The following is a 13,062-nucleotide window of genomic DNA, read 5'->3' on the forward strand; positions in this document are numbered from 1 at the left end:
TCAATACCCACGAAGAGGTAGAGCTTGCCCTCCGCCGTCTGAACCTCGGCGATGTCGATATGAAAGAAGCCGATAGGGTATCGCTTGAACCGCTGCCGCTTTGGCTTGTCGCCCTCGACGTCCGGCAGGCGCGAGATGCCATTCCGTTGCAGGCATCGATGTAGCGCCGAGCGTGTCAGGTGCGGAATCGACGGCTGAAGCGCATAGAGGCAATCATCCAACGGCAGTAGCGTATGACGCCGGAATGCGACAATCATGGCCTCCTCCGCTTCGGTGAGAACGGTCGAACGCGGCTCCCTYGGCCCAGTCTTCAAGTCCTCCACCGTCGCCCGCTTGCGCCACTTCGCGACGGTCTTGGGATTGATGCCCAGCTCCTTGCTCAGCTGCGCGAGCGAAGCTTGCGATCGCTGTATTGCAGCTCTGACAGCGTGCGTGGTCGAGGCGCTCCCGTGACGAACTTGTCCCATAATGCTTCCTTCCATTCCTGAGAAAGGATCACACCATCAAACCGTGGGATCAAACACCTAGTTTTCAGGGGGCAGAGCACATAATGTCCGGAAGCCGGGGAAAATTTCATTCATATTTTCAACGGGTTCTGAACTGAGATGGTTGCATGAATTCACACAGGTATTCTCCTATTCTGGTTTCAAGCCTAATATTTTCGTGAGCGTGGGGCAGAGCAATTTCTGTAAGCCGGTCTCGCCATTGGCCGTCAAAAACGTGACTGAGCAGATCCGGCTTCGTGAATAAACCCAAATCCATCCGTGGAAGGACACCGCTCTGAACCAGGCCAAAATAGTCGGATGCCAGACGGTCAAGGCCTTCCTGATAGAGAGTTAAGCCCCCACGGCGGAGTAATTCAACGGCAATCCCCGAGTTTCCGACGATAAACGCGTCGAAATCTTGCAGCAGAGTATCGACAGATGCAAAGACTTGTTCAACCGTGACCCCCGATGGGAGACCGGAGGACATTCTGAAAGGCCCTCTGTAACGCGGATGCGGCCTTATCTGAATCCTGCCGACTGACGAAACTGCCGACAAATCACAGACCAATTTATCAAGAACATCTGGTTCAGGGTAAAGTGATAGAGCGATGCAGACATCAATCTTCTTGGATTGACTAGATTTTCGCGCCGACGCCATGGTCTTAATCTCTGGTGACGGTAATAGGCACACAATTGTCGGACCTGCCGGGCTCCCAGAGCGTTGCGCGGCTGCCTTATAAGCCTTGATTGATGCCTCACTATCGAGAAAAGCAAGCTCCACCGACAACGGGGGGAAGTATTTGGTGACGGGTGCATGTTGGATATAGGCCCGCGGGATTCCAAGCTCTGCTGCGACGGTGAGAAGTGCTACGGCTGGCGGAATGTGATCGTTTGCGACGACAACAAGGGCCGGGCGTGCGTTGCGAAGATCAGAGTCGAACAGCATTGCAGATGATACACCAATGATCTGTTGCATCAATACGACGGCTTCGTCGCTCCCGTTCTTTGCCAGCCAGCGAGCGCTCGCTCCGGCATCACGATGAAACAGTATCAGACGGATTCTGCGAAACACTGATAGCCGGATTTGATTGATCGGTAGGGATGGTCCACCGGTTTTCTGTGATATACCGTCAAGGCGCTTCAGGGCAGCAGCGTTCTTATCACTAAACGATACGAGATACCCCGGCCCTCGATTGCGTTCAGCGAACCAGGGTCCAGAGAAAAGAGCAGCCGCCGATAGCAGAAGAAACTGCAGACCGAGGGGCGAGCCACGAAGACTTCTGACCAATGCGAAGAACACTTGGTTTCGGCGCCCTTCGCGAACCAGCTCGGCCAATACGCTCGACATAATGTCCTGCGCCCAAAATTTCGCAATTTGCAGAGCCGTGTCTTCTAAAGTTTTCAAAGGCATATTCTCTGTATCACCTGTCAGCAGCCATTCTTTCTACGTAGGCGCCGATCTGCGAGATAATACTCTCGACCCTCTTCTGACGGGGCGACAGATAGTCGACCGGTTGTTTTGGGAAAAAAACCTGACCGTTCCGCGTCAGCCGGTCCCGCCGATTTCCCTCGGCTCCAAGACGCATCCAGCGCCCCTGAGGTGAGATGGCGCAGAGCAAACACGGAACCCCGACTGCAGCAGCCATCTCATATGGGAGGGTCGAGACACCAATCACCAAATCTAACGCCGACGTAACGGCGGCAATCTCGTCGAAGTCATCATAGAAATCGACCTCCTCATCGAGGAAATGGACCCCCATTCGTAGTCCAGTGCGCCGCTCATCGCCATTCACATGGTGCTGTATAGAGAAGAACTCGGCATCCAGACCGAAAAGAGGTGCGAAATCGTCAAGCTGCATATAGTGTCGGGCTCGCGCTGCATCGATCAGAGATGAGCGCCAGATCAACCCCACTCGAATCCGTTGCGGGTCGCGCATCCTCCGCCTAAGTTCCTCCTGCCAGTAGTTGGCTCGATCAGGCTGAGGGACAAGGAAGGGAGCAGTTTCGGCCTTTTCCGGGAGGGAATTTGGCTGCGTTTGCCAGCTTCTGACCGCGACATCTTCTATAAACATGACTTCGTCGGCATGTAATGATGCCAAAAAAGATTTGTTGTCGAGCCGGTTCGCCAGTTCGATATGTGGAATTTCATTCCGCTTTATTTCATGGTTGGAAACCTGGGCTCGTCCCCAGTTTCGGGTCACGGGGAAAAATGTGATATCTGGGTAACTGCGCCTGAACAGACTAGTGAGCCGTGGGTCGCAAGAGATCTCCAGATTTTCAAAATACTTGCGGATCTTTGGGTAAAAAGCCGACCACCGTATTTCGTCGGAGACACCATCCCGGCCAATAACAAAGCCGCGTTTAATAAGTGCGCTGAACGGTTTGGCATCTTGTCCCATACTGCAACTCACCCGATGTCCATAGACAGATCGAGCGACTTTGTTGCTAATCTGAGCGCCCCGTAATTTCAGGTAAGCAATGTCATCTGCTTCGAGCATATAGCGCTGACCGAGGAGCCGATCATACCCCGACGTCGGAACGTTCGTAGCCGTGCGCTGATCAAGCAATGTGGTGGTCCGCTTGAGGGGGTCGTCCAGATAGAGGGCCACCTCCCCCATCTCAGCATAAGTCCTTTGGTCGAGCGGTGCTTGGGCGAGGGCTGCCTCGAATAGGTCCCATGCATCAGGCCATCGCTCCTGCTGAACGGCGACCCGGGCACGGTATCTCAAAACAGTAGCTGTCTCTTCCACCTTGTTGATTTGATCCAAGATTGTCTTTCCAGGATCATGAATTTCAAGAAGGTCGAGCGTCAGAACATTCGCTTCTTTTTTTGACTTTGACGTACTGCCCGCCACCCCGATCATGATATCCGCCTGAGCCTGGTACGACTTGAGCGAAGCAAGCGCGGCGAAGCCCGGATGTGCGCCTTTTCGCAAGCCAATGAAACTGAGATTATTCGACGCCATTGTGGTGCTTTCGAGTTGCTGCAGCATAAGCGTCAGCAAAGCCTCGTCTTTCAGCAGCCAAGCTGATTTCAGGAGCATGTGCATCACAAGTTGACTGGACCGGTACTTTTTCGGCCCAAGAGCTATATCCCAGCAAGTAATCGAAAGTTCTTCAAGGCGATTGAGGCTGTAAAGGACGTGAACCTGTGTGGCCGCAAGAAGGGTCGAGCTTCGCAGCTTCAGGCCATTTCGGGCAAGAAAAAGCGCGAGCGCAGCTTCCCTACCACTTTTCAGACCATAGATTTTTCGGGCCAGTACAGCTCTAGTGCGGTGAATTGCCCGATCCCGTAGTTTCTTGATGCCCATGACGAAACCTAGATGTCTGAATATGCGATAATATCTGCGATCTTTGCACCTGATTGCGCTACGAGGGTCACAAAAGTGCCGGTTGTATTTGGTGAAATACTGTGCAGACGGGGAAAATCGCGAATAGGCCCGGTATCTCTCGATATGATATCATCCAACATTGCGTGCACTCGACAAACCTCTGAAAAGAGTGGGTCATTTGCAGACGTGACGATTTGTGGTGACGTGACAAATGAAATCAGCAAAATCTCCTCTTTTCCAGGTGAGGTCAGCCATGTGTTCAGTTCGCTGCTACCAGCCATACCCACAGAGGATTCTGATGTCTTATTTAGTTTAAACAGCTTGACGGTGATCGCAGCTGCATCGGCAAGAAGGTCCAAATCAGGCAATCCTTCAAGCCAGTCGGCTAAAGATTCATTATCCGTCACTTTAGAAAGCAGAGGCCGTTCATCACCTAGGACAGGCGCAATGCTCAAAAAATATTTTTCAATCACGCCAAGCATGCGAGGTACTAGGTCGGAGACGCATGAACCACCTTGCGTCGCTTCGTCTAATCGTTGATGTGCGACGAGAATGTATTGAAGAACATTTTTAAGGCTTCTTAACCTCCATCTAAGTCTTGCTGTTGTCTTGTTGTCTTTCTCGAAGCTCGCCGCATCTAACTCGAACAACGTGGTCAAACGATCACTTGCGTTGGTACATCCTGGTCGGCTGCGGTCTAGAATTGCACGTTCAAGCTCTATCAATTCGTCGTCAATGCGACGTTCGGATAGTAGCGAATCTTTTGACTCTCTCGGAGCGCTCTGTTTGTCACTTGAGCCTCTGAAAACTTCCAACCATTTTTGACGTATCGTATTCATCTATCGTTAGTTCTCTGAGGATTTCGTATCTTTTGGGAGGCTCTTTCCAGATTGGCAAAACCCAAGGAATCGAGTCCGGTATCGAGCAGAACTGTCTCGTCTCGAAGCTCAGGCACAGGCTCAGCGGGCATCTGGCTCTCAAAGATCCCGGCAAAGAGCTGCCTGATCGTCTGCTCCATTTCCTGCTTGCTGTCCGGCATCGATCTGTTTCCCCACGAAATTTCGGCTAAATAGTCTTTAGACCTGTGCCAAAGGCACGGTCAGCATCTCAGCCGATAAGGGTGTTCCCCCGTCAATATCGACCCGCGCCGGTGTTCCCAGAACCGCCTCATAGTGTCGGGTGTGCAATCCCGCCGCTGGCCGGATAGACCGGACGTTCTCCGCGCTGAACAGCTCACCGGCAGCAATGTCTTCGACCACATAAAGGGATCGCCGGAAATCCCGGGTCCGCATCTCGCCCGCGGTCGGCTCGAAGGACGCGACGCCAAGCGCGGCTTCGGCTTCTCGTACGGCGGCGACCATGCGCGCAAATTCTTCAGGTTCAAGGGAGAATTCCGCGTCCGGCCCACCCGCACTTCTGTCAAGCGTAATGTGTTTTTCAATGACCTTTGCACCCAGGGCAGTCGCCACAACTGGAACCGTTTCCGGCATGGTATGATCGGACAATCCCGGTATAGCTCCGAAAAATTCAGGGATCCTGGCCAGGGAACGCAGGTTCGCATCAGCAACTTGGGCCGGGTACGCTGCAGTACATTTCAAAACACAAATATCGCCACTGCCATTTTCTCGCAGGGTCGTAATCGCCTCCTGGATTTCTTCGCGTGTCGCCATACCCGTCGACAGCAACACCGGTTTTCCGGTGCCGGCCACCCGCTTGATCAGCGGCAGGTCGACCACCTCGGAAGATGCAATTTTGTAAAGGTCGACGCCCAGATCCTCAAGAAAATCAACCGCTGTGAAGTCGAAGGGCGTCGAAAGGTAACGCATTCCTAGCCGGGCTGCTTCTTCAAACAGGGGGCGGTGCCACTCCCAAGGCAAATGAGCCTTTTCGAAGAGACTGTAGAGGGTCTCCTTCTCCCAGATCGTTCCGGTCACGCGGAACTCTTCCCGGTCGGACTTAATGGTCAGCGTATCCGGCGTGTAAGTCTGCAATTTGATCGCATCGGCTCCCGCCTCTGCTGCGGCTCTGACGATCTCAAGAGCACGGTTCAGATCGTTGTTATGGTTTGCAGAGACCTCCGCGATAACAAAGACTCGGTTATCGCCACCTATCGACAAGGCTCCAAGGGATTTGTTCATCTCGACCTCTGCTGTCTGCCCTTCGGCCTTTATATGCTTGAGTATGGCGGCCGCTTTCGTCAGCCTGATACTTCTGCCACTTCGGCTTGTCGAGTCGTGCGCCCGGAAGCCATGCCCCGTTGATTTAGCGGCGTTGCTCAAATAAACGCGCCAGATAAGCGCAACTTCTCAAGAGCGACACAATATGTTCGATGATAGCACAATCCTGATCACTGGCGGGACCGGAAGTTTCGGGAAACGCTACGTCAAGACCCTTCTAGATAGGTACAACCCTAGGAAAATTATTATTTTTTCTAGAGACGAACTGAAACAGTTCGAAATGCAACAGACGTTTGATGCCCCAAATCTCCGGTTCTTCATCGGCGATGTCCGCGACCGTGCACGGATGGTTCAGGCGACCAGGGGTGTCGACTACATCATCCATGCGGCAGCGTTGAAGCAGGTACCCGCCGCCGAATACAACCCATCGGAATGTATCCGGACAAACATTGACGGAGCCGAAAACGTTATTCATGCCGCCGCGGAAAATGGTGTGAAAAAAGTGATCGCCCTGTCGACCGACAAGGCGGCCAATCCCATCAACTTGTACGGTGCGACCAAGCTCGCTTCGGATAAGCTGTTTGTTGCCGCCAACAACATGCATGCCGACCGTGAAACCCGCTTTGCTGTTGTGCGCTATGGCAATGTTGTCGGGTCGCGTGGTTCAGTCGTTCCCTTCTTCCAGGGCCTGATTGATAATGGTGCCACTCGTTTGCCGATCACCGATCCGGAAATGACCCGGTTCTGGATCTCCCTGCAGCAAGGTGTCGATTTTGTTCTGACCAACTTCCAGAGAATGCAGGGCGGCGAGATCTTCGTTCCAAAGATCCCTTCCGTGCGCGTGGTCGATCTGGCAACAGCGATGGCCCCTGATCTGGAACAGGAAGTCATCGGCATCCGGCCGGGTGAAAAACTGCACGAAATCATGTGTCCGGCCGATGACAGTCACTTGACAGTAGAGTTTGACGATCACTTTGTGATTACACCGTCCTTCCGGTTCTTCGACCGCGATCTCAGTTATGTGACCAATGCCCTGAATGAGAATGGCAAGCCAGTATCACGCGGGTTCGAGTACAATTCGGGCACTAACCCTGACTTCATGGACCCGTCCGCAATTTCTGAGTTCAACGCCCAGGCAATGGCATGATTCCCTACGGTCGTCAGGATATCGACGCCAGCGACATTGCCGCTGTGACTTCGGTTCTGAAAAGCGATTTTCTGACCCAGGGTCCGCAGGTCCCTGCATTTGAGGCGGTGATCGCAGAGAAAACCGGCGCAGCTCATGCCATCGCCGTTAATAGTGCGACCTCAGCCCTCCATATCGCCTATCTCGCTCTCGGCCTCGGTCAGGGCGATGATTTGTGGACCTCCCCGATCACGTTTGTCGCCACGGCCAACGCAGCGCTTTACTGCGGCGCAAACGTGCGTTTCATCGATATCGACCGCGATCGTTACACGATCGACCTCGACCGGCTGGAAGAGGCTCTGATCGAGGCGGAGGCCAACGGCACATTGCCAAAAATCGTCGCACCAGTTCACCTCGCGGGCCAGTCCTGTGATATGATCCGGCTTGCTGCGCTCGGAAAAAAATATGGATTTGCAATCGTCGAGGATGCCAGTCATTCGATCGGAGCCACATTTGACGGACAACCGGTCGGTGACTGCCGCTATTCGGATATTTGTGTCTTCTCTTTCCACCCCGTGAAAATCATTACCACTGCAGAAGGCGGCGTCGCGACGACCAACAATCCGGAACTCGCGCGACAGATGTCTCTCTTACGCTCCCACGGGATCACCCGTGACGCCGACCTTATGACAACAAATGACGGCGGCTGGTATTACGAACAGATTACTTTGGGCTTCAACTATCGGATGACCGAGTTGCAGGCCGCTCTCGGGGTCAGTCAAAGCCGCCGGCTGGATCAGTTTATTGATGCCCGCCACGAGCGCGCCCGGCGCTATGACACCGAGTTGGGCGGTTTGCCTCTGCGTCTGCCATTTCAGGCTCTGAACCAGCGGTCGGCTCTGCATCTGTACCCTGTACTGGTCACCGACGATGCACCGGTCTCACGTGGCGAGCTGTTCGAGCTGCTACGCAATGCAGGAATCGGCGTGAACTTGCATTATATACCCGTCTATAGGCAGCCATGGTACCGACACCGGCCCGGCGCTGGCGGCGAACGCGATGCCTTCCCGGCGGCCGAAGATTACTACGCCCGCGCAATTTCCATACCCCTCTTCTCTGGCTTAACCGAGACGGATCAGGATTTTGTTGTGCAAACGCTGCGCAAAGCGCTCAGCCCGACCTGAGAGACCTGAATGCCTGTCATTCCTCTGATCATTCAGGCGCGCATGAGCTCAACCCGGTTGCCGGGCAAGGTGATGATGCCGTTCCTTGGAAAAACCTTTTTGGAGAGCTGTGTTGATCGCGCCGCGCGCATCCATGGAATTTCGGATGTCATCGTTGCCACCACCGATGAAGCCGATAGTGATCCGATTGCCAACTTGATGAAGCGTCGCGATTACCGGGTCTTCCGGGGATCTCGAGATGATGTATTGGGGCGTTACTTGGGCGCAGCCCGGGAAGTGAAAGCTGACGCTGTGATGCGGATCACGAGCGACTGCCCCCTGACCGACCCTGCGATTGCCGAAACTATTCTAGCGCAATTCAGTGAGGGGCGCACGGACCTGATGACCACAAACATTCCGCCAAGCTGGCCTAATGGGATGGATGTCGAGGTTTTCACGATGGACGCTCTTGAAGAAGCCGCGAGATGTGGGACGATCCGGTCTGACCGGGAACATGTCAGCACTTATATCCGACGCCGTCCCGGCCGGTTTCGCTTAGGCAATATACCATGCCCCGACGAGGGCTGCGGTCATTGGCGTATGACACTCGATACCGCTGCTGACCGAGATTTCTTTCTGATGGTGGCGAAGGAGTTCCCCGGTGATCTGTCCACCAGTCACTGGCCAAAGCTCCATGAGTTTCTCGAAAGCAGGCCCGATCTGATTGCCATAAACACAGACGAAGACTTTTCCCTTACATGCGCGTCCTGATCTCCGCTCTGGCGAGCACCGTAATTGGAACTGGACATACGAGACGTATGGCGGTTCTCGCCAAAGAGCTGGCTGGTCAGAACGGCGTCAGAATAACTTTTCATACCACTGCGCTTGGTCGTCGCATTTTGCGGACGGTGGGAGACGACCCTTTCCATATTCTGCTAGCTTCGGACGACCCCGAAACAGCTATGGCTAAGCTGGGTGGGACCCTCGCCAAAATGCGGCCCGACCTTGTCATTCTGGACAATTACTTCTGGAACAGTGAACAGGAGGCGGCGCTGAAGCCTTTTTGCGAGCGGCTTTGCGTCGTCGATGATCTCGCCGACCGCTCCCATTCTGCCGACATTCTTATTGATCAGAATCCAAACCGCCAGAGTGAAGATTACAGAGGACTCGTTCCTGAGCAGACTTTGCTCCTTGTCGGAGCCCAATATTGCCTTCTGGCCAAACCGTTCCGAACGCTGCGTTCTCGCGCATTCCGCGCTCCTGCAGAACGCAATGCTCTGCGTCCGGTCTTTGTGAGCCTTGGCGGCGGCGATCCCAACCGCGACATTGTGCTGCTGGTCCGCTCGGTTCTCGCTGGAACCAACAGACCGGTTTGCGTCGTAACCGGCAGCCATATTGACGATGCCGCCTCTCTGACAGAGTTGGCCACCAAAGAGCCGCGGATCGAACTTACATTCGACAGCACCAATGTTGCGCAGCAAATGAATAACGCTGCCTACGCCGTCGCCTCAGGAGGAACAATGACCTGGGAAAGGGCTATTCTGGGATTGCCCTCTTTGAGCCTCATCGCCGTCGATAATCAATATGAAGCTACTAAATGGCTGGAAGCTCAAGGGGCACACAGCGTGTTCGATCTACGGCATGGATGGTCAGAGGAAGATTTCGTCAACGCGCTACAAACCTATGATCGCGACGACGCCCTGCGCGCTCGCCAAAGCATAGCAAGCGCTGCGCTCATAGACGGCAAAGGTGCTGATCGGCTTGCTACGACCCTGCTGAAATGAGGTATAAAACTTCAGACTTGATCTTGCGCTGCTCCCCAAGTTTGGACCGCTGGAAGCTGGATTTTCCGACTGTCTCAGGATGACGGGCTGGTGACGCCATCGGGATAATGTATGGCAATCGGGACGTTGTAGCCGATCGCGCAAGCGCCGCAAGCCGGTCACCACAAACAGCAATCACCAGCTGACCCCGTCGCCGAACCTGCTGCAGCGGGCGTTTCACTGCATGACCTGCCCCCCGCGAAATCCCTCACCTTGATGTAGTGTCTGCGCCAACTTTGAAGGGGGGGCGTGCGGTACGTCACCCTGGGTGATGCCAAGCCCGAGACCGGAACCCCGGACGTGGCCCGTGCGAAATTCGACAACAACCATGTCATCGTCACCGGCATGGAGATCGGATACAGCTTCTGAACGCGGTCAGCGCGTCAGCAGAACAGAGCGGCCCCGGTTTTCCGGGGCCTTTCTTATGAGATCCGCAGAGTCTGGAGTTTCGGCAAGTGTTCACTTAACATTCGGGATAGTACCATAAAAAACAAGGAATGTTCGATTTTACAGCTGTAAAATACGAGCATTCCCCGTCGACACGCCTTTCTGGCACGCACGCAGGGCCACCACAAACCGCTCCGTCTCCCAGCACTTTTACAGCTGTAAAAAATGCGCGGTCATTGGTCTTTCTAACATCTGAACTTCCGCAACCGCGTAACCGTCCGATTTCACCCCTATAAAATGGCCTAAATAGGGTTTACCTGTTGATTGTCACTGAGAACTGACCCGGTATGCCCATGAATTTTCACTAAGAATTGACCCATTTGAACACTTTGCCCCGACGTTTTTGGTTGGGGAGATTTGCAGTTATCTACATGGGAGTTTTGAGTGTTATTCGTCGGTGGGTATTGCGTGACAAATTGCCGATAGGGGAGATTGCCCGTCGGACAGGTTTGTCTCGAGCTGGCTCGATCTCCTACGGTGAGGCGGCGACGACGCTTGAAGAACGCGGATTGACGCACCGGGTCTGGCCGCGTACCGCCTACGGCCGACCGCTCGGGCTCATCTGCAAGGCAATTCTCGACCTCGGTGAGGCGACCGGCACGCGCATCCCGCTTATTTCAGTCATTGTGACGAAAGCCGGTGGTGATCCGTCGGACGGTATCGACGGCTTGTTAAAGGCCTACCTCAAGCTCCACGAGGCAAAGCCGCTACGGAAAGAAAAGATCGCGAGGCTCAGAACAGACCGTGCCGCAATGATTCAAGAACTGCAGAATGAAGCACTGCAGTATCGCCACTGGCCCGGCGTTGTTCGGGCTCTTCTGGGCCAGAAGAAATGAAAGCGCCTTCGCAACGATCCGCCACCGGACCAAACGCACCAAGGGCTGCCTCTCGCGCGACGGCATGCTGCACATGATGTTCAGGCCCGGACAATGCGCCGAGAAAAGCTGGCGCAAGCTGCGCGGCTTCGCTCATATCGCCGACGTCATCCAGGGCGTCGATTTCGTCAACGGCATCAAGCCATCAAACCAGGATCAAGCCGCCGCATGAGGAGCGCTTGGACACCAGATTTGACAGTAAACCTCCTTGGTCAGGCCAAGGTGTCCGGTCGAAACGGGGGCCAGTTCAGCCACAAGGCCTGCTTGCCAAACGCCTACGGCTCAACTATCATTCTTTGCTGGAGAAAAACGATGACTATTCTGTTACTGCATCTTGGTGCCCACAAAACAGCTACGACCGCAACGCAAGTAATGTTGCGCGAATATGCCAAGTTTTCAGGAAGTACCGGAGTTGGCATCATCATTGATCCTCGAGAAATCTTGGATGGTAACGACAACGGATTCGTTCGAACGGCTGATTTCTCGCAGCATTTAAAAGCACTTTTTGAAAAATCAATTAATAGTGGCGCCCATACAGTCATATATTCATATGAAGGTAATTTTGGACGCCCATTCCATCCGCGTATCAAGGGAAGCATTTACCCACAAGCCGAAGCGGGAATTGACAGGATATATCACGCTGCGAAGGGTTTGTTTGAGAGTGTTTTTGTGTTCTTTAGCATTCGACGCCCTTCTGAGTTGATTGAAAGTTACTATCCGCAGCTTGTCAAGGAGGGCCACTGCCTTACTTTTGATCAATTTATGCGATGGATATTTATAACGGAACTCACATGGACACCTCTTGTGACGCTGATGGCGGAGCGTTTCGAAGAGCGGAATGTTCATATCCGAGACTATTCCGTTTTTAGACAGCCGCAAGACTTCCGGAATCATCTCGAAATTCCGTTGCAACACTCGCCATCCAAGCGAAACGTTAGTTATGGGAAGGAACAAATAGAACTAGCATTGAGCGCTCTGCCACATCTAAAAACTGCTCAACAAAAATACGAACTGCGAAAGTTCATTATCTCAAGTATGCCAAGCAAATCGTCCGTGCAACACTTAAATGACGTTGAGAAAGATAGTGTTGATCGTTTTTTCGAGGCCGATTTGTTATTTATATCTGGAAAAGTCCGTGTTGAGGAGCCAGAGGCCTAGTGTTCCGAGTCTGACGCATATTACCTGCTGCCTCTGATTTCATCGAGTGTGTTCAGGGCGCGGCGTTCTCGCGTTAGGATATCGTCCGCCGTTTTGGTCCAGACGAAAGGTTTCGCTTTTGCGTTGTGTAGCAGCAGGTAGTCGTAGATGGCGCTCTCCAGATCGTCGACGCTGGTATTGATCTTCGTCCCTGTTTCCGGACAGTGTGATTGTTGACGCTACGCGGCGATTTTCCAACTCATTTCTTCGAAAGCCTGCGCTGGCGTCTGGTAGCCTATGGCTGAATGCCGTCGCTGGCGGTTGTAGAAGACCTCGATGTATTCGAAGATCGCGGCCCTGGCCTGTTCTCGGGTTCTGAACCGATGGCGATGGACCAGCTCCTTTTTCAGCGAAGAAAAGAAGCTCTCCATCGGGGCGTTATCGAGGCACTGACCCTTGCGGCTCATGGATTGCTCCAGCTTGGCGTGGCGGATGAT

13 protein-coding genes and 1 pseudogene are annotated in these 13,062 nt (G+C 53.7%); 7 read left to right on the forward strand and 7 right to left on the reverse strand.

Going from position 1 to position 13,062, the window contains the following annotated elements; genetic code table 11:
- From FEV53_RS17995 to pseI, 6 genes are all read right to left on the reverse strand, one after another.
- Window positions 1-467, reverse strand: a 467-nt coding sequence (locus tag FEV53_RS17995; protein WP_142836115.1) for a helix-turn-helix domain-containing protein, incomplete at its 3' end; no start/stop codon positions are given.
- A gap of 118 nt (window positions 468-585) precedes the next feature.
- Window positions 586-1,896 carry a hypothetical protein gene (locus FEV53_RS18000; protein ID WP_142836116.1) on the reverse strand — a complete coding sequence of 437 codons (1,311 nt, stop codon included), beginning with the start codon at window positions 1,894-1,896 and terminating at the stop codon, window positions 586-588.
- Window positions 1,897-1,906: 10 nt separating this feature from the next.
- On the reverse strand, window positions 1,907-3,796 hold the full coding sequence (locus FEV53_RS18005; RefSeq protein ID WP_142836117.1) for a hypothetical protein: 1,890 nt from the start codon (window positions 3,794-3,796) through the stop codon (window positions 1,907-1,909).
- 8 nt (window positions 3,797-3,804) lie between these two features.
- Window positions 3,805-4,656: a hypothetical protein gene (locus FEV53_RS18010; protein WP_142836118.1), complete on the reverse strand. Its 852-nt coding sequence runs from the start codon at window positions 4,654-4,656 to the stop codon at window positions 3,805-3,807.
- Window positions 4,653-4,856 (reverse strand): hypothetical protein, encoded by a 204-nt coding sequence (locus FEV53_RS18015; RefSeq protein WP_142836119.1) that lies wholly within the window; start codon window positions 4,854-4,856, stop codon window positions 4,653-4,655. Before FEV53_RS18015 ends, FEV53_RS18010 begins: the two co-directional genes overlap by 4 nt.
- A 37-nt stretch (window positions 4,857-4,893) precedes the next feature.
- A complete protein-coding gene (gene pseI, locus FEV53_RS18020; RefSeq protein WP_246100905.1) occupies window positions 4,894-6,096 on the reverse strand; it encodes a pseudaminic acid synthase in 1,203 nt (400 codons plus the stop codon).
- A gap of 43 nt (window positions 6,097-6,139) precedes the next feature.
- On the opposite strand from pseI, the gene pseB reads away from it, so the two are divergent.
- From pseB to FEV53_RS18055, 7 genes and pseudogenes are all read left to right on the forward strand, one after another.
- A complete protein-coding gene (pseB, locus tag FEV53_RS18025; RefSeq protein ID WP_142836120.1) occupies window positions 6,140-7,141 on the forward strand; it encodes a UDP-N-acetylglucosamine 4,6-dehydratase (inverting) in 1,002 nt (333 codons plus the stop codon).
- Window positions 7,138-8,304 carry a UDP-4-amino-4,6-dideoxy-N-acetyl-beta-L-altrosamine transaminase gene (pseC, locus tag FEV53_RS18030; RefSeq protein ID WP_142836121.1) on the forward strand — a complete coding sequence of 389 codons (1,167 nt, stop codon included), beginning with the start codon at window positions 7,138-7,140 and terminating at the stop codon, window positions 8,302-8,304. Before pseB ends, pseC begins: the two co-directional genes overlap by 4 nt.
- A 9-nt stretch (window positions 8,305-8,313) precedes the next feature.
- Window positions 8,314-9,054 carry a cytidylyltransferase domain-containing protein gene (locus tag FEV53_RS18035; RefSeq protein ID WP_142836122.1) on the forward strand — a complete coding sequence of 247 codons (741 nt, stop codon included), beginning with the start codon at window positions 8,314-8,316 and terminating at the stop codon, window positions 9,052-9,054.
- A gap of 47 nt (window positions 9,055-9,101) precedes the next feature.
- A complete protein-coding gene (pseG, locus tag FEV53_RS18040; protein WP_246100907.1) occupies window positions 9,102-10,067 on the forward strand; it encodes a UDP-2,4-diacetamido-2,4,6-trideoxy-beta-L-altropyranose hydrolase in 966 nt (321 codons plus the stop codon).
- A gap of 857 nt (window positions 10,068-10,924) precedes the next feature.
- Entirely contained in the window at window positions 10,925-11,389 is a 465-nt protein-coding gene (locus FEV53_RS18045; protein WP_221931664.1) for a hypothetical protein, read from the forward strand.
- Window positions 11,388-11,600: pseudogene (locus tag FEV53_RS18050) on the forward strand (IS256 family transposase); the annotation flags it as partial. The gene FEV53_RS18045 and the pseudogene FEV53_RS18050, both read left to right, overlap by 2 nt.
- A gap of 140 nt (window positions 11,601-11,740) precedes the next feature.
- The gene (locus FEV53_RS18055; protein WP_142836125.1) at window positions 11,741-12,586 is read left to right on the forward strand and encodes a hypothetical protein; all 846 of its coding nucleotides are present in this window, start codon (window positions 11,741-11,743) and stop codon (window positions 12,584-12,586) included.
- A gap of 218 nt (window positions 12,587-12,804) precedes the next feature.
- Here FEV53_RS18055 and FEV53_RS18065 read toward each other — a convergent pair.
- Window positions 12,805-13,062, reverse strand: a 258-nt coding sequence (locus FEV53_RS18065) for an IS3 family transposase (protein WP_142836126.1), incomplete at its 5' end; no start/stop codon positions are given.

The organism is Palleronia caenipelagi (assembly GCF_007004065.1).
Taxonomy (GTDB): Bacteria; Pseudomonadota; Alphaproteobacteria; order Rhodobacterales; family Rhodobacteraceae; genus Palleronia; species Palleronia caenipelagi.

Bases quoted from the DNA above. Each gene is read 5' to 3' on its own strand.
- FEV53_RS18000 (WP_142836116.1), bottom strand. From the start codon at position 1,896: ATGCCTTTGAAAACTTTAGAAGACACGGCTCTGCAAATTGCGAAATTT.
- FEV53_RS18005 (WP_142836117.1), bottom strand. From the start codon at position 3,796: ATGGGCATCAAGAAACTACGGGATCGGGCAATTCACCGCACTAGAGCT.
- FEV53_RS18010 (WP_142836118.1), bottom strand. From the start codon at position 4,656: ATGAATACGATACGTCAAAAATGGTTGGAAGTTTTCAGAGGCTCAAGT.
- FEV53_RS18015 (WP_142836119.1), bottom strand. From the start codon at position 4,856: ATGCCGGACAGCAAGCAGGAAATGGAGCAGACGATCAGGCAGCTCTTT.
- pseB (WP_142836120.1), top strand. From the start codon at position 6,140: ATGTTCGATGATAGCACAATCCTGATCACTGGCGGGACCGGAAGTTTC.
- pseC (WP_142836121.1), top strand. From the start codon at position 7,138: ATGATTCCCTACGGTCGTCAGGATATCGACGCCAGCGACATTGCCGCT.
- FEV53_RS18035 (WP_142836122.1), top strand. From the start codon at position 8,314: ATGCCTGTCATTCCTCTGATCATTCAGGCGCGCATGAGCTCAACCCGG.
- pseG (WP_246100907.1), top strand. From the start codon at position 9,102: ATGGCGGTTCTCGCCAAAGAGCTGGCTGGTCAGAACGGCGTCAGAATA.
- FEV53_RS18045 (WP_221931664.1), top strand. From the start codon at position 10,925: ATGGGAGTTTTGAGTGTTATTCGTCGGTGGGTATTGCGTGACAAATTG.
- FEV53_RS18055 (WP_142836125.1), top strand. From the start codon at position 11,741: ATGACTATTCTGTTACTGCATCTTGGTGCCCACAAAACAGCTACGACC.